Here is a 14,979-nt window from a genome sequence, read left to right on the forward strand (position 1 = left end):
GAGAAGCACCATGTACCAGAGCATTCTGAAAGCCATTGCCGAAAGCGAGGACAAGTTCGTCCGCATTCGACGACAGATCCACCAGCACCCGGAAATCGGTTTCGAGGAAACCCGGACCAGTGATCTCGTAGGAGAAATGCTAGAAGGCTGGGGTTACGAAGTTCATCGCGGTTTAGCCAAAACCGGGGTGGTCGGCACACTGAAGGTCGGCACCGGCAGCAAGCGCCTGGGCATCCGCGCCGATATGGACGCATTGCCGATGACCGAAAACAGTCAAAAGGAATGGAGCAGCACCGTTCCCGGCAAATTCCATGGCTGCGGCCATGACGGACATACTGCGATCCTGTTATGCGCCGCGGAGTATCTGGCAAGGACACGGAATTTCGACGGCACGCTGCATTTGATTTTCCAGCCTGCAGAAGAATTGCTCTACGGCGGGAAAGTCATGGTGCATGACGGCTTGTTCGAGCAGTTTCCCTGCGATGCCATTTTCGCGATGCACAACATGCCGGGATTCAAGGAGTGCGAGTTCTATTTCAGGAAAGGCGCGTTCATGGCGTCGTCCGATACGCTCCACATAGAAATCACCGGCGTCGGCGGCCATGGTGCGATTCCCGAGAAAACCATCGATGCCACGCTGGTCGCCTGCCATATCGGCACGGCGCTGCAGAGCATTGTCTCGCGCAATGTCTCGCCTTTTGAAGCGGCGGTAATCACCATCGGCAGCATCCAGTCCGGAGAGGCGCCGAACATTATCAACAGCAAGGCGCTCATGAAACTGAGCGTTCGCTCGTTGAATCCAGCCGTCCGCACGTTGCTGCTCAAGCGGATTGGCGAAGTTGCCCAGATGCAGGCGCAGAGTTTTGGCGCTAGCGCCGAAGTCATGCATGTGAACGGCAGCCCGGTGCTGGTCAACGACGACCAGGCCACCGAGTTCGCCGCCGAGGTGGCGCGCGATGTGTTCGGCATGGACAAGGTACATACCGATGCGCCTCAACTGCCCGGCAGCGAGGACTTCGCCTTCATGCTGGAGGCCAACCCGAACGGCAGCTACATGCTGATCGGCAGCGGCGACGAGCCGGGGTATTGCATGGTGCATCACCCGGGTTACGACTTCAACGACAAATGCCTGGTGCCTGCCGCCGCATACTGGTGCGCAATGGCCGAGCGCTTTCTCAAATAACCCGGGCCCAGTCCGGATTCAGAGGCGCTTCCGATGAAAACACAGGACCTGGCGCTGGTGGCGCTGCTCTGCCTGATACTTCTGCCGTTTGCCGTTTTCCCCGAATGGCTCGCTGCCTACAAGACGTTCAACGGGCAGCATGGCATGGTGATGGCGTTTATCAAGTTTGGCATCCTGGCGACGCTGGGCGAAGTCATCGGGCAGCGCATTCGCACCGGGCGTTATCTGGGGAAGGGATTCGGCATAGTGCCGAGAATGGTTGTCTGGGGAATTCTCGGCCTCTTTATCAGCATGGCTTTCAAGGTCTTTGCCGTCGGCTCGCCCTATTTTGCGGAATACCTGGGCATCGAAGGCATCGTCGCGGCCATGGCAGGCGGGTTCACGATGCTGAAACTGGTGGGCGCACTGATTATCAGCACCCTGATGAACCTGACGTTCTCGCCAGTGATGATGACCGCCCACAAGATCACTGACATGCATATCGCCCGATATCAGGGATCCTTGCGGGCATTGTGCCGGCCGATCGCCGTCGTGGAACACCTGAAGGCACTCGACTGGCAGACGCAATGGGGCTTTGTATTCAAGAAGACCATTCCCTTGTTCTGGATACCCGCCCATGGGCTGACCTTCCTGCTGCCGCCCGATTCCCAGATCCTGTTTGCGGCGGTGCTTGGTGTCGCACTGGGGATCGTGCTGGCCGTTGCGGGACCCAAACCGGCGAAGCCCCTGCCTGCCTGACTCCGGCCCAAACAAAAAGCCCCCGCTCTTTCGAACGGGGGCTTTTTGCGTGCTGTCAGATCCGACTGTCGACGATCAGGCGAAGGCTGGCTGGACTTGCGGCAGGAAGGCCGTCGGCGCTTCCTCGACCTTGTCGAAGGTCACGATCTCGTAGGCTTCCTGGTCGGCCAGCAATGCGCGAAGCAACTGGTTGTTGAGGCCATGGCCCGACTTGTGGGCAATGTACGAGCCGATCAACGGATGGCCCACCACATACAGGTCGCCGATGGCATCGAGGATCTTGTGGCGCACGAACTCGTCGCCGTAGCGCAATTCCTCGTTGTTCAGCATGCGGTGCTCGTCGAGCACGATCGCGTTATCCAGGCTGCCGCCACGGGCCAGGCCCATCTCGCGCAGCGCTTCCACCTCGTGGGCGAAGCCGAAGGTGCGGGCTCGCGCGATCTCGCGGACATAGCTCGTATCGGCAAAGTCGATCGAGAACGTCTGGCCGGTCTTGTCGACGGCCGGATGACGGAAGTCGATCGTGAACGCGAGTTTGAAACCGAAGAACGGCTCCAGGCGGGCCAGCTTGTCGCCCTCGCGCACTTCCACTGCCTTCTTGACGCGGATAAAACGCTTGGCGGCCGGCTGTTCCTCGATGCCTGCCGACTGCAGCAGGAACACGAACGAAGCCGCGCTGCCGTCCATGATCGGGATTTCCTCGGCGTCGACGTCGACGTAGAGGTTGTCGATGCCCAAGCCGGCGCAAGCCGACATCAGGTGCTCGACGGTCGAAACGCGAGCGCCGTCCTTCTGCAGGACCGACGCCAGGCGGGTATCGCCAATGGCGCTGGCGGCCACGGGAATTTCCACCGCTTCCGGCAGATCGACGCGCGTAAAGACGATGCCGGTATCGGCGGGGGCCGGCCTCAGCGACAGCGTCACCTTGCGACCCGAGTGCAAACCGATGCCGACCGTCTTCACCACGGATTTGATAGTGCGCTGTTTGAGCATGACGGCCTCAACTATTATTAAAAGCTATTGGGCGTAATTTCCAATAACGCGATACTACCATTTCTGGATGTATTGCGCTGCACCACTTTGTGTCCGGGTGTTATGCATTGTTAATGAGACGCCCAATACATCACTTTTATTGACACGCTTCGTGTCAGGCGCGCAACGCTTCCAGAATGGCTTCGGCGCTGCTGACCTTGAATTCGCCAGGTTCCTCGACGGCCAGATGCGTGACCACGCCGTCGTCGATAACCATGGCATAGCGCTTGGCGCGTACGCCCAGGCCGCGCTGGCTCAGATCCTGATCCAGGCCCAGCGCCTTGGCCCACTGGCCGGCGCCGTCGGCCATCATGCGGACCTTGCCGTCGGTCTTCTGTTCGCGGCCCCAGGCGCCCATCACGAAGGCGTCGTTGACCGAATGGCACCACACTTCGTCCACGCCAGCCGCACGCAGCTGGTCGTTGAGCTTGACGAAGCCCGGCACATGCTTGGCCGAGCAGGTAGGCGTGAACGCGCCAGGCAGGCCGAACACCACGATCTTCTTGCCCTTGACCAGATCGGCCACCGGGAAGGCATTGGGGCCGAGCGCGCAGCCGCCGGTCTCGGTTTCAAAGAATTCGTACAACGTGGCGTCGGGGACGCGCTGGCCAACGGCGATCATTTTGAACAGTCCTCTAGCGTGTCTGCTGTGGATCGAAAACCTGCCTGCATCATAGGGGCGGATGCCGCCGCCACCAAGCGGCGCGGCATGCGGGTGCAGCAGGAAATACCTGGGATTCAAAACGCCGCGCGGCGCGGTGGGTAAACGCGCCGCGCGGACGGAGACATCCCGCCGCCGGGGGCGGGAAACCAGTCCGGGGAGGCGGCCGATGGCCTGCCTGCCCGGCAACGGGATGCGACGGACAACATGCGGCGTGGCGCGGCGCAGCCGCACGCGCTGACGGGTTGCGTCAGTCCAGGCAAACGCCGGGCGGATAGGGAGCGCCCAGGCGATGCGTGACGGACCTCTGACAGCCTGCCAGGCGCGCGGCGGTTGCCGCTGCCCTGCCGGTTCCCAACTTAGTCCGCCTGCTTGCGCAGGAAGGCCGGGATGTCGTACGTATCCACACCCTTTTCTTGCAGTGCCGCCACGTGGGCCGATGCCGACTCACGCGAGCTGCGCCACACCGCCGGGGTATCCAGATTGCTGTAGTCCGGCGATGCATGCGCCGGCGCAGCCGTCAGGCCCGCCATCATCTGCACCGGGATGTTATCCGTGCCGGTCTTCAGCAGCGTCATCGGCTGTTGCTTCTTGGCCGAACGGCCCAGGCCCGTAGCCACCACGGTCACGCGCAGGGCATCGCTCATCGAGTCGTCGTACACCGTACCGAAGATCACGGTTGCATCTTCCGCGGCGTAGCTGCGGATCGTGTTCATGACTTCCTTGGTTTCCGACAGCTTCAGCGAACGGCTAGCCGTGATGTTGACCAGCACGCCACGCGCGCCGGACAGGTCCACGCCTTCCAGCAGCGGGCTGGCAACGGCCTGCTCGGCGGCCAGGCGGGCGCGATCCACGCCAGACACGGTTGCCGTGCCCATCATGGCCTTGCCCTGCTCGCCCATCACCGTCTTCACGTCTTCGAAGTCGACGTTCACCAGACCATCGACATTGATGATTTCGGCGATACCGGCCACGGCGTTGTGCAGCACGTCATCGGCGCACTGGAAGCACTTGTCCATCTCGGCGTCGTCGCCCATCACCTCGAACAGCTTCTCGTTGAGCACAACGATCAGCGAGTCCACCGACGATTCCAGTTCGCCCGAGCCATGTTCGGCCACCTTGGCGCGGCGTGCGCCTTCGAAGTCGAACGGCTTGCTGACCACGCCCACCGTCAGGATGCCCATTTCCTTGGCCACCTGCGCCACGATCGGCGCGGCACCGGTACCGGTACCGCCGCCCATGCCGGCAGTGATGAAGACCATGTGGGCGCCACGCAGCGAGTCGGCGATCTGCTCGCGCGCCTGCTCGGCACAGTTGCGGCCCACTTCAGGCTTGGCGCCAGCGCCCAGGCCGGAATTGCCAAGCTGCAGCACGCGCGAAGCGGTCGAACGCTTCAGCGCCTGGGCATCGGTGTTCATACAGATGAATTCCACGCCCTGCACGCCACGGCTGATCATGTGCTGCACGGCATTGCCGCCCGCGCCGCCCACGCCCACCACCTTGATGATGGTGCCGTCCTGAATCTCCGTTTCGATCATGTCAAAGTCCATCACTGCCTCCGAGAAAAATCAGTCCCCAAACGCTGCGGCCTCCCCGCCGCAACCCTTGGTTTCTGAACAAGAAACCATCAAAGAACTACTAGCCAATAAAGCAAGAAAAACCGCTTGACCTGCTCAACGTGCCACGATCCGTTCGGCTGACTGCAACAAGATCGTCACACTTAAAAAAGTCCTGACACGCTTGTGGCTCAGAAGTTGCCAACAAACCATTCCTTCATGCGCGTCCACACCTGTTTCACCTGGCCGCTCTGCACGGCCACCTTGCGGCCACGCATGCGCTGCACGCAGCCTTCCTGCAGCAGACCCATAACGGTCGAATAGCGCGGGCTCTTCACCACCTCGTGCAGGTTGCCGCGGTACTCGGGCACGCCCACGCGCACCGGCTTCAGGAAAATGTCCTCGCCCAGCTCGACCATGCCCGGCATCATCGCCGTGCCGCCGGTAATCACCACCCCCGACGACAGCAGTTCCTCGTAGCCCGATTCGCGCACCACCTGGTGCACCAGCGAATAGAGTTCCTCGATCCGCGGCTCGATCACGGCGGCCAGCGCCTGGCGGCTCAGCGTGCGCGTGCCGCGGTCGCCCACGCCGGGCACCTCGATCATGTCTTCGGGGTCGGCAATCGCCTGCTTGGCAATGCCGTACTGCATCTTGATGTCCTCGGCATCGGGCGTCGGCGTGCGCAGCGCCATGGCGATGTCGTTGGTGATCTGGTCGCCGGCGATGGGGATCACGGCCGTATGGCGGATCGCGCCTTCGCTGAAGATGGCGATGTCGGTGGTGCCGCCGCCGATGTCGACCAGCACCACGCCCAGTTCCTTTTCGTCCTCGGTCAGCACCGCCAGGCTCGACGCCAGCGGCTGCAGGATCAGGTCATGCACTTCCAGGCCGCAGCGGCGCACGCACTTGACGATGTTCTGCGCCGCGCTGACCGCGCCCGTGACGATATGCACCTTCACTTCCAGGCGGATGCCGCTCATGCCGATAGGCTCGCGCACGTCTTCCTGGCCGTCGATGATGAATTCCTGCGTCAGGATGTGCAGGATCTGCTGGTCGGTCGGGATGTTCACCGCCTTGGCGGTCTCGATCACGCGGGCCACGTCCGTCTGCGTGACCTCCTTGTCCTTGATGGCCACCATGCCGCTGGAGTTGAAGCTGCGGATGTGGCTGCCGGCAATGCCCGTAAACACCTCCGCAATCTTGCAATCGGCCATCAGCTCGGCCTCTTCCAGCGCCCGCTGGATCGACTGCACGGTGGCCTCGATGTTGACCACGACCCCCTTCTTCAAACCCTTGGACTCTGACTGGCCCATCCCGATGACCTCATAGCTGCCGTCGGGGCGCAGTTCCGCCACCACGGCCGCCACCTTCGAGGTGCCGATGTCGAGACCGACCAGAAGGTCCTTGTATTCCTTGCTCATCGAGTTTTCTCCGCGTTCTTACTCTTGAGTCGCGTCGGATTGTTGTTGGTGTTGCCGGCCGAAGCCGCCTGGGAACCTGCCGCACCCGCTGCCGCCTTGGCCGCTGCCTTGGCCGCGGCCTGCGCCTGGGCATCGGTCAGGAAGCGCACGCTGGCCGTGCGGATGGCGAAACCATTGGGATAACGCAGGTCGGCGTACTCGATCTGCTTGCCCCACTGCTGCGTCAGCTGCGGCCACGACGCCACGAAGCGCTTGACCCGCGCCTCCATGGACGCGCGATCCTCGTCGTTCTGCTCGCGCCCGAACTCGATCACCATGCCGTTGGACAGCTTCGCGCGCCAGGCATAGCGGCCGGACAGGGCCACCGCCAGCGGCTCGACCTTGATCGGCTTGAACCACTCGCGCATGGTCTCCAGCTTCTCGACCACGTCTTCCTCGCTGTCCGGCGGGCCGTCCAGCGCCAGCAGCTGCGCGTCTTCCTCGGCTTCGGCCGTGTTGGCCACGAACACCTCGCCGTAGGTATTGATCAACCTGCCGCTGTCCGATCCGCCCCACGTGCCCAGCGCCTCGTGTTCTTCCACCTGCACCGCCAGCCCGTTCGGCCATTCGCGGCGCACGCTGGCATGGCGCACCCAGGGCACGGACTCGAATGCCTGGCGCGCGGCGTTCAGGTCCAGCGTGAAGAAGTTGCCCGACAGCTTGTTCAGCGCGTTGGCCCGCACGCTCGGCGCGTTCACATGGCGCAGCTGGCTGCCGTCCAGCGACGTCAGTTCCACGTGGGTGATGGCGAACACGGGCCGTTGCGCCAGCCACAGCAGGCCGGCGCCAAGCGCCATGAGCGCCACCAGCGCATAGAGCGCTGAGGCGATCAGGTTGAGCAGGCGCGCGTTGTGCCACATGGTCGTTTGGTCGGGCGGTCAGCCGGTTGGTGTTGCGGTTATTCGGGTTTCCAGTGCTCGTTCGGATGCAGGTCCAGCGTGGCGGCGGCCAGCACCTGCATCACGAAATCCTCGTAGCTGATGCCAGCCGCCCGCGCCGCCATCGGCACGAGCGAATGGCCAGTCATGCCGGGCGACGTGTTCATTTCGAGCAGGTGCGGGCGGCCGTCGCGGGTCAGCATCACGTCAGCGCGGGCCCAGCCACGGCAACCCAGCACGCGAAACGCTTCGACGGCCAAAGCCCGTACTTCGTTCTCCAGCGCTTCCGGCAAAGTTGACGGGCACAGGTATTGGGTAACGTCAGTAAAGTACTTATTTTGATAGTCGTAGTTCGACTCGGGCGCGACAATCTTGATAACAGGCAGCGCTTCGGCCGTTGCGCCCTCTCCCACCACGGGGCAGGTCAGCTCGTCGCCATCGATGAAAGTCTCGGCGATAACGTCCGCATCGAGCCCCGCCGCCTTCTCGAACGCCTCGCGCATCTGGCCGGCTTCGGTGACCTTGGTCAGGCCGATCGACGACCCTTCGCGCGCCGGCTTGACGATCAGCGGCAGGCCCAGATCCCGCACCACGGCGTCGAAATCGGTATTGGCGTACAACATCGCAAAGCGCGGGGTGGCCAGGCCGTGCGTCATCCACAGGCGCTTGGTGGCCTGCTTGTCCATGGCCAGCGCCGACGCCAGCACGCCGCTGCCCGTGTAAGGCACGCCCAGCTGCTCCAGCAGGCCCTGCATCGTGCCGTCCTCGCCGTAACGGCCGTGCAGCGCGATGAAGACGCGGTCGAACTTGGCTGCTGCCAGCTCGGCCACGGACTGCAGGGCAGGATCGAAAGCATGGGCGTCCACGCCGCGCGACTTCAGTGCCGCCAGCACGCCGTTGCCGGACATCAGCGAAATCTCGCGCTCGGCCGAACGGCCGCCCAGCAGCACGCCAACCTTGCCCAGCGACTTCGGATCGATGTTGGGATGGGCCACGAAGCTCATTGCTGGCCTCCCGTCTGATGCGACACCAGCTGTCCCGGTACGCCACCGATCGTGCCGGCGCCCATGGTCACGACCACATCGCCAGGTCGCACGGCATCCAGGATCGACTGGGGCATATCTTCGATCTGTTCCACAAAGACAGGTTCTACCTTGTTGGCAACCCGCAGCGCGCGGGTCAGCGCGCGGCCGTCGGCAGCCACGATGGGTGCCTCGCCGGCGGCATACACCTCGGCCAGCAGCAGCGCATCAACGGTGCCAAGCACCTTCACGAAATCCTCGAAGCAGTCGCGCGTCCGCGTGAACCGGTGCGGCTGGAAGGCCAGTACCAGCCGGCGATCCGGGAACGCGCCGCGTGCGGCGGCCAGCGTGGCGGCCATTTCCACCGGGTGGTGACCATAGTCGTCCACCAGCGTGAACGTGCCGGCGCCGTCGGGCGTGGCAACCTCGCCGTAGCGCTGGAAGCGGCGGCCTACGCCGTGGAATTCGCGCAGCGCCTTGACGATGGCGGCGTCCGGCACCTCCAGTTCGGTGGCAATGGCGATGGCGGCCAGCGCGTTTTGCACGTTGTGCAGGCCGGGCAGGTTCAGCACCACGTCCAGCGGCGGCTCGGCGTGGCCGTTGAGCTGGCGCAGCACGGTGAAATGCATCTGGCCGTCCACCGCGCGGGCGTTGATGGCGCGGATCTGGGCGTCCTCGGCAAAGCCGTAGCGCACCACGGGCTTCGACACGAACGGCATGATCTCGCGCACGTTCGGGTCATCCACGCACAGCACGGCAATGCCGTAGAACGGCAGGCGCTGGGTGAACTCCACGAACGCCTGCTTCAGACGGGCAAAGTCGTGCCCGTACGTGTCCATGTGGTCGGCGTCGATATTGGTGATGACTTCCATCACCGGGAACAGGTTCAGGAACGATGCGTCCGACTCGTCAGCCTCGGCCACGATGAAGTCGCCGGTGCCCAGGCGCGCGTTGGCACCGGCCGAATTCAGGCGGCCGCCGATCACGAAGGTCGGATCGAGCCCGCCCTCGGCCAGCACCGATGCCACCAGGCTGGTGGTGGTGGTCTTGCCGTGCGTGCCGGCAATGGCGACGCCCTGCTTCAGGCGCATCAGTTCCGCCAGCATCACGGCGCGCGGCACCACGGGAATTCGCTTGGCACGGGCGGCCAGCACTTCGGGGTTGTCGTTGGTCACGGCCGTCGACACGACCACGGCATTGGCGCCTTCCACGTTGGCGGCGTCATGGCCGTGGCACACGCGCGCGCCGAGCGAGGCCAGGCGCCGCGTGGCAGCGTTGCTGCCCATGTCGGAGCCCGAGACCTTGTAGCCCAGGTTCAGCAGGACCTCCGCGATGCCGCTCATGCCGGCCCCGCCGATTCCTACGAAGTGGATGTTCTTGACGATATGCTTCATTGCTTCCGTTTCATTTTTCGCCTGCCATCTGACGGCAGATCTCGGCGACTCGCCGGGTTGCCTCAGGCTTGGCCAGGTTGCGCGCAGCGCGCGCCATGTCCTTCAACTGGCCGCGGTCCAGCCCGGCGATCGTTTGCGCCAGGCCCTCCGCGGTCAATGCGTTCTGTTGCACCAGCAACGCCGCGCCCTGCTTCGACAGGAACCTGGCGTTGGTGGTCTGGTGGTCGTCCACCGCGTGCGGGAACGGCACGAACAGCGCGGCCACTCCGGCGGCCGCCACTTCCGAGACCGTCATCGCGCCAGCGCGGCAGATGACCAGGTCGGCGTCGGCATAGGCCGCCGCCATGTCGTCGATAAAGGGCACGGTCTCGCCGGCCACGCCCGCCGCCACGTAGTTCGCGCGCAGCTGGTCGATCTGTTTGGCCCCGGCCTGGTGCCTGACCGTCGGCCGGGTGGCCTCTGGCAGCAAAGCCAGCGCCTTCGGCACGACGTCGTTCAGCGCCGCCGCGCCCAGGCTGCCGCCCACCACCAGGATGCGCAGCGGGCCGGTGCGATGGTCGTAGCGCGACTCCGGTTCCGGGATCGCCGCCAGTTCGGCGCGCACCGGGTTGCCGGTCCATTCGCTGTCCGGCAACGCGTCCGGGAACGCGCACAGCACTCGATCCGCCACCTTGGCCAGCACCTTGTTCGCCAGTCCGGCGATGGAATTCTGCTCGTGCAGCACCAGCGGCCGGCCCAGCAGCGACGCCATCATCCCGGCCGGGAACGTGATGTAGCCGCCCATGCCCAGCACCACGTCGGGCTTCACGCGGCGCAACGCGCCGATGCTTTGCCAGAACGCGCGCAGCAGGTTCAGCGGCAGCAGCAGCTTGGTCACCAGGCCCTTGCCGCGCAGCCCGCCAAACTGGATGTACTCCATCGGGATGTCGTGCCGGGGCACCAGCGTGGCCTCCATGCCCGAGCGATTGCCCAGCCAGACCACACGCCAGCCCTCGTCGCGCAGGGCACGCGCGACCGCCAGCCCCGGGAACACGTGGCCCCCGGTACCGCCGGCCATGACGAGAAGGGTGCGGTCGGTCATACCTTGCCTCCGCGCATCAGCACCCGATTCTCGTAATCGATTCGCAAGACAATCGCCAGCGCCACGCAGTTCATCAAGATGCCCGAACCGCCGTAGCTCACCAGCGGCAGCGTCAGCCCCTTGGTGGGCAGCAGGCCCAGGTTCACACCCATGTTGATGAAGGTCTGCCAGCCGACCCAGACGCCGATGCCCTTCGCCACCAGCCCGGCAAACGTGCGGTCGAGCTGCAGCGCCGTGCGGCCGATGTTGAAGCAGCGGCGCACCAGCCAGTAGAACAGCACGATCATCACCAGCACGCCGATAAAGCCGAATTCCTCGCCGATCACCGCCAGGATGAAGTCGGTATGCGCTTCGGGCAGGTAGTGCAGCTTCTCGATGCTGCCGCCCAGCCCCACGCCGGTCCATTCGCCACGGCCAAAGGCGATCAGCGAGTGCGTCAGCTGATACGCCTTGCCCAGCGCGTTGCTCTCTTCCCACGGGTTCAGGTAGGCAAAGATCCGCTCGCGACGCCACGGCGATGCCGTGATCAGCAGCGCGAACGCGCCGACGGCCACGCCCACCAGCCCGGCGAACAGCTTGCCGTTGATGCCGCCCAGGAACAGGATGCCCATGGCGACGGCCGCGATCACCAGGAACGCGCCCATGTCGGGCTCCAGCAGCAGCAGCATGCCCACCACCACCACGGCCACGCCCATCGGCAGGAACCCCTTGCTGACGGTCTGCATCCATTCCTGCTTGCGCACCGTGTAGTTGGCCGCGTACAGCACCACGGCCAGCTTCATCAGTTCCGACGGCTGGAAGTTCATGACGCCCAGTGGAATCCAGCGCCGTGCGCCGTTCACGCCCTTGCCCACGAACGGCACCAGCACCAGCACCAGCAGCACCAGCGCGATGATGAACAGCTTGGGCGCGTACTTGTCCCACACCTTGACCGGCACCTGGAACGCCGCCAACCCCACCGACAGGCCGATGAACAGCGCGAACGCATGGCGCACCAGGAAATGCACCTCGCGGTAGTTGGCGTAGCGCGGCGAGTCCGGCAGCGCGATCGATGCCGAATAGACCATCACCAGGCCGAACGTCAGCAGCACGATAGCCACCCAGAGCAGGGGCTGGTCGTACTCCATCATGCGCGAACGGGTCGGCTTGACGCCCGACACCGCGTCACGCAGGCCACCCCAGGCATTGCCGATGGTGGCGCCGATGAATCCGCTGCGCTTGACCTGCGAGTCGCTCATGGCATGATCCCCCGGGACAGGGCCAGTTCTTCCACCGCGCCGCGGAACACCTGCGCGCGATGCACGTAATTGCGGAACATGTCGAGGCTGGCACAGGCTGGCGACAGCAATACGACATCGCCCGACTCGGCCAGGCCCGCCGATTTCTCGACGGCCTCTTCCAGCGAGGCGGCGTCAACGATCTGCGTACCCGTGGCGGCCAGCGCCTCGCGGATGGCGCCGGCGTCCTTGCCGATCAGCACCACGGCGCGTGCATATTGCGTCACCGGTGCAGCCAGGGGCGAGAAGTCCTGGCCCTTGCCTTCGCCACCTGCGATCAGCACCACGTGCTTGTCCAGCCCGTTCAGCGCGGCCACGGTGGCGCCCACATTGGTGCCCTTGCTGTCGTCGAAGTACTCGACTTCATCGATGGTGGCGACCCACTCCACGCGGTGCTGCTCGCCGCGATACTCGCGCAGGCCATGCAGCAGCGCGTTCAGCGGCAGGTCGATGGCGCGGCACAGCGCCAGCGCCGCCATGGCGTTGGTGGCGTTGTGCAGGCCGCGAATATGCAGGGCGTCGGCCGGCATCAGGCGCTTGTGGCGCACCGGCACGGCTTCCTCGGCCACCTCTTCCTTCTTGCGGCGGCGCGGCTTCTGCTCCGCCTCGGCTTCCTGATCGGGCTCGGCCACGATCAGCCACGGCATGCCGCCATCGCGCAGCACGCCGTAGCTGCCGGCGGTTTCCGGCAGGTCGGTGCCGAAGGTCACCGGCTTGGCACCCGGGCGGGCCATGTCCATCGTCAGCTTGTCCTGGCGATTCAGCACCTGCACGCAGCCCTTGCCGGCCGGGCCGAAGATACGGGCCTTGGCGGCGGCGTAGGCTTCCATGCTGCCGTGCCAGTCCAGGTGGTCCTGCGTGACATTGAGCACCGTCGCCGCATGCGGCGCCAGCGAGAACGTGTATTCCAGCTGGAAGCTCGACAGTTCCAGCACCCAGACATCGGGTAGCGTGGCGCTGGCGATGCAGGCCGACAGCTTGTCCAGCGCCGACGGGCTGATGTTGCCGGCCACACCCACCGTCTTGCCCGTGCGTTCGATCAGGCGGCCGGTCAGTGCCGTGGTCGTGGTCTTGCCGTTGGTGCCGGTGATGGCCAGCACGCGCGGCGCATAGCCCGACGTGGCTTCCAGGTAACCCAGCGCCTGGGCGAACAGTTCGATCTCGCCCCAGACCGGGATGCCGCGCGCCTGGGCGGCATCGAGCAGCGCCTTCGTTCCGGCTTCCAGCGGCGACAGGCCCGGGCTGATCGCCACCAGGCCGATATCGTCGAGCAGGTTTTCGGCGAACGGGCCGCCCACGAACTGCGCCGCGGTCAGTTCGGCCTGCAGGAAGGCAAGGTTGGCGGGCGCCTCGCGTGTGTCGGCCACGCGCACGCGGCAGCCGTTCAGGCCGCACCAGCGTGACATGGCCAGCCCCGATTCACCGAGGCCAAGTACCAGCACATGAGGTTTCTGCAACACGCCGAACACTTCGATTTCCTGTCTTTATATAGAGAGCTTCAGTTTTTCGGGGACGTCTCAGCGCAGCTTCAGCGTCGACAGACCGATCAGCACCAGCAGCATCGTGATGATCCAGAACCGCACGGTGACCTGCGTTTCCTTCCAGCCACTCAGTTCGAAGTGGTGGTGCAGCGGCGCCATGCGGAACAGGCGCCGGCCTTCGCCATAGCGCTTCTTGGTGAACTTGAACCACGTGACCTGCAGCATCACCGACAGCGTTTCCACCACGAAGATGCCGCCCATCACGAACAGCACGATTTCCTGGCGCACGATCACGGCGATGGTGCCCAGCGCGCCGCCCAGCGCCAGCGCGCCGACATCGCCCATGAACACGCGCGCCGGGTGCGCGTTGAACCAGAGGAAGGCCAGGCCCGCGCCGGCCATCGCCGAGCAGAAGATCAGCAGTTCGCCGGCCCCCGGGATATGCGGGAACAGCAGGTACTTGCTGTAGACCGCGTTGCCCATCACGTAGGCGAACACGCCCAGGCCGCCGCCCACCAGCACCACGGGCATGATCACCAGGCCGTCCAGGCCATCGGTCAGGTTCACCGCATTGCTGGAGCCCACGATCACCAGGTACGTCAGCACGATGAAGCCGGTGACGCCCAGCGGGTAGCTGATTTCCTTGAAGAACGGGACGATCAGGTTGGTCTTGTACGGCACGTCGGCGAACATGCCGCCTTCGATCCAGCTCAGGAACAGGCTCCAGACGCGCACGTTGCTGGCCTCGGTCACCGAGAACGCCAGGTACACGGCGGCTACCAGGCCGATCAGCGTCTGCCAGAAGAATTTCTCGCGGCTCGACATGCCGCGCGGGTCGCGATACACCACCTTGCGGTAGTCGTCGACCCAGCCCACGGCGCCGTAGCCCAGCGTAACCAGCAGCACCACCCAGATAAAGCGGTTGCCCCAGTCGCACCACAGCAGCGTCGACACGCAGATCGAGATCAGCACCAGCACGCCGCCCATGGTAGGCGTACCGGATTTCACCAGGTGCGTCTGCGGGCCGATGGTACGCACGGCCTGGCCGATCTTCAGTTCGGTCAGGCGACGGATGACCCACGGCCCGAAACCGAGGCCGATCACCAGCGCGGTGAGGTTGGCCATCACCGCGCGGAAGGTCAGGTAGTTAACGACCCGCAGGAAGCTGTAATCGTTTTGCAGCCACTGGGCCAGTGCCAATAACATCGTCTTT

13 protein-coding genes are annotated in these 14,979 nt (G+C 64.6%); 2 read left to right on the plus strand and 11 right to left on the minus strand.

What is annotated here, in order from left to right; genetic code table 11:
* The first annotated feature begins 10 nt into the window (after positions 1–10).
* Together ACOABP_RS06665 and ACOABP_RS06670 are read left to right on the plus strand one after the other, a co-directional pair.
* A complete protein-coding gene (locus tag ACOABP_RS06665; RefSeq protein ID WP_474227482.1) occupies positions 11–1,183 on the plus strand; it encodes a M20 aminoacylase family protein in 1,173 nt (390 codons plus the stop codon).
* Positions 1,184–1,216: 33 nt separating this feature from the next.
* Entirely contained in the window at positions 1,217–1,921 is a 705-nt protein-coding gene (locus tag ACOABP_RS06670) for a hypothetical protein (protein WP_474227483.1), read from the plus strand.
* Positions 1,922–1,996: 75 nt separating this feature from the next.
* On the opposite strand, the gene lpxC is transcribed toward ACOABP_RS06670, so the two are convergent.
* From lpxC to mraY, 11 genes are all read right to left on the minus strand, one after another.
* Positions 1,997–2,914 (minus strand): UDP-3-O-acyl-N-acetylglucosamine deacetylase, encoded by a 918-nt coding sequence (lpxC, locus tag ACOABP_RS06675; RefSeq protein WP_474227484.1) that lies wholly within the window; start codon positions 2,912–2,914, stop codon positions 1,997–1,999.
* Between the two features lie 154 nt (positions 2,915–3,068).
* Positions 3,069–3,575, minus strand: a complete 507-nt coding sequence (locus ACOABP_RS06680; protein WP_474227485.1) for a redoxin family protein — start codon at positions 3,573–3,575, stop codon at positions 3,069–3,071.
* A gap of 398 nt (positions 3,576–3,973) precedes the next feature.
* Complete coding sequence (gene ftsZ, locus ACOABP_RS06685; protein ID WP_066732415.1) at positions 3,974–5,164, minus strand: cell division protein FtsZ; 1,191 nt, start codon at positions 5,162–5,164, stop codon at positions 3,974–3,976.
* Positions 5,165–5,361: 197 nt separating this feature from the next.
* Positions 5,362–6,594 carry a cell division protein FtsA gene (gene ftsA, locus ACOABP_RS06690; protein ID WP_061955279.1) on the minus strand — a complete coding sequence of 411 codons (1,233 nt, stop codon included), beginning with the start codon at positions 6,592–6,594 and terminating at the stop codon, positions 5,362–5,364.
* On the minus strand, positions 6,591–7,493 hold the full coding sequence (locus tag ACOABP_RS06695) for a cell division protein FtsQ/DivIB (RefSeq protein ID WP_474227486.1): 903 nt from the start codon (positions 7,491–7,493) through the stop codon (positions 6,591–6,593). The genes ftsA and ACOABP_RS06695 overlap by 4 nt, the downstream gene beginning before the upstream one ends.
* 38 nt (positions 7,494–7,531) lie before the next feature.
* Positions 7,532–8,515, minus strand: coding sequence for a D-alanine--D-alanine ligase (locus tag ACOABP_RS06700; protein WP_474227487.1), 984 nt, complete (start codon positions 8,513–8,515; stop codon positions 7,532–7,534).
* Complete coding sequence (gene murC, locus ACOABP_RS06705) at positions 8,512–9,927, minus strand: UDP-N-acetylmuramate--L-alanine ligase (protein WP_474227488.1); 1,416 nt, start codon at positions 9,925–9,927, stop codon at positions 8,512–8,514. The genes ACOABP_RS06700 and murC overlap by 4 nt, the downstream gene beginning before the upstream one ends.
* 10 nt (positions 9,928–9,937) lie before the next feature.
* On the minus strand, positions 9,938–11,008 hold the full coding sequence (gene murG / locus ACOABP_RS06710) for an undecaprenyldiphospho-muramoylpentapeptide beta-N-acetylglucosaminyltransferase (protein WP_474227489.1): 1,071 nt from the start codon (positions 11,006–11,008) through the stop codon (positions 9,938–9,940).
* Complete coding sequence (gene ftsW / locus ACOABP_RS06715; RefSeq protein ID WP_215528601.1) at positions 11,005–12,246, minus strand: putative lipid II flippase FtsW; 1,242 nt, start codon at positions 12,244–12,246, stop codon at positions 11,005–11,007. The genes murG and ftsW overlap by 4 nt, the downstream gene beginning before the upstream one ends.
* Positions 12,243–13,754 carry a UDP-N-acetylmuramoyl-L-alanine--D-glutamate ligase gene (gene murD, locus ACOABP_RS06720; protein ID WP_474227490.1) on the minus strand — a complete coding sequence of 504 codons (1,512 nt, stop codon included), beginning with the start codon at positions 13,752–13,754 and terminating at the stop codon, positions 12,243–12,245. Before murD ends, ftsW begins: the two co-directional genes overlap by 4 nt.
* 48 nt (positions 13,755–13,802) lie before the next feature.
* A complete protein-coding gene (gene mraY / locus ACOABP_RS06725; protein ID WP_066732432.1) occupies positions 13,803–14,972 on the minus strand; it encodes a phospho-N-acetylmuramoyl-pentapeptide-transferase in 1,170 nt (389 codons plus the stop codon).
* Positions 14,973–14,979: the final 7 nt, after the last annotated feature.

The sequence above is a fragment of the Cupriavidus sp. HE11 genome (assembly GCF_056097175.1).

Coding starts and splice junctions, on each gene's coding strand:
- ACOABP_RS06665 (WP_474227482.1), top strand. CDS start 11: ATGTACCAGAGCATTCTGAAAGCCATTGCCGAAAGCGAGGACAAGTTC.
- ACOABP_RS06670 (WP_474227483.1), top strand. CDS start 1,217: ATGAAAACACAGGACCTGGCGCTGGTGGCGCTGCTCTGCCTGATACTT.
- lpxC (WP_474227484.1), bottom strand. CDS start 2,914: ATGCTCAAACAGCGCACTATCAAATCCGTGGTGAAGACGGTCGGCATC.
- ACOABP_RS06680 (WP_474227485.1), bottom strand. CDS start 3,575: ATGATCGCCGTTGGCCAGCGCGTCCCCGACGCCACGTTGTACGAATTC.
- ftsZ (WP_066732415.1), bottom strand. CDS start 5,164: ATGGACTTTGACATGATCGAAACGGAGATTCAGGACGGCACCATCATC.
- ftsA (WP_061955279.1), bottom strand. CDS start 6,594: ATGAGCAAGGAATACAAGGACCTTCTGGTCGGTCTCGACATCGGCACC.
- ACOABP_RS06695 (WP_474227486.1), bottom strand. CDS start 7,493: ATGTGGCACAACGCGCGCCTGCTCAACCTGATCGCCTCAGCGCTCTAT.
- ACOABP_RS06700 (WP_474227487.1), bottom strand. CDS start 8,515: ATGAGCTTCGTGGCCCATCCCAACATCGATCCGAAGTCGCTGGGCAAG.
- murC (WP_474227488.1), bottom strand. CDS start 9,927: ATGAAGCATATCGTCAAGAACATCCACTTCGTAGGAATCGGCGGGGCC.
- murG (WP_474227489.1), bottom strand. CDS start 11,008: ATGACCGACCGCACCCTTCTCGTCATGGCCGGCGGTACCGGGGGCCAC.
- ftsW (WP_215528601.1), bottom strand. CDS start 12,246: ATGAGCGACTCGCAGGTCAAGCGCAGCGGATTCATCGGCGCCACCATC.
- mraY (WP_066732432.1), bottom strand. CDS start 14,972: ATGTTATTGGCACTGGCCCAGTGGCTGCAAAACGATTACAGCTTCCTG.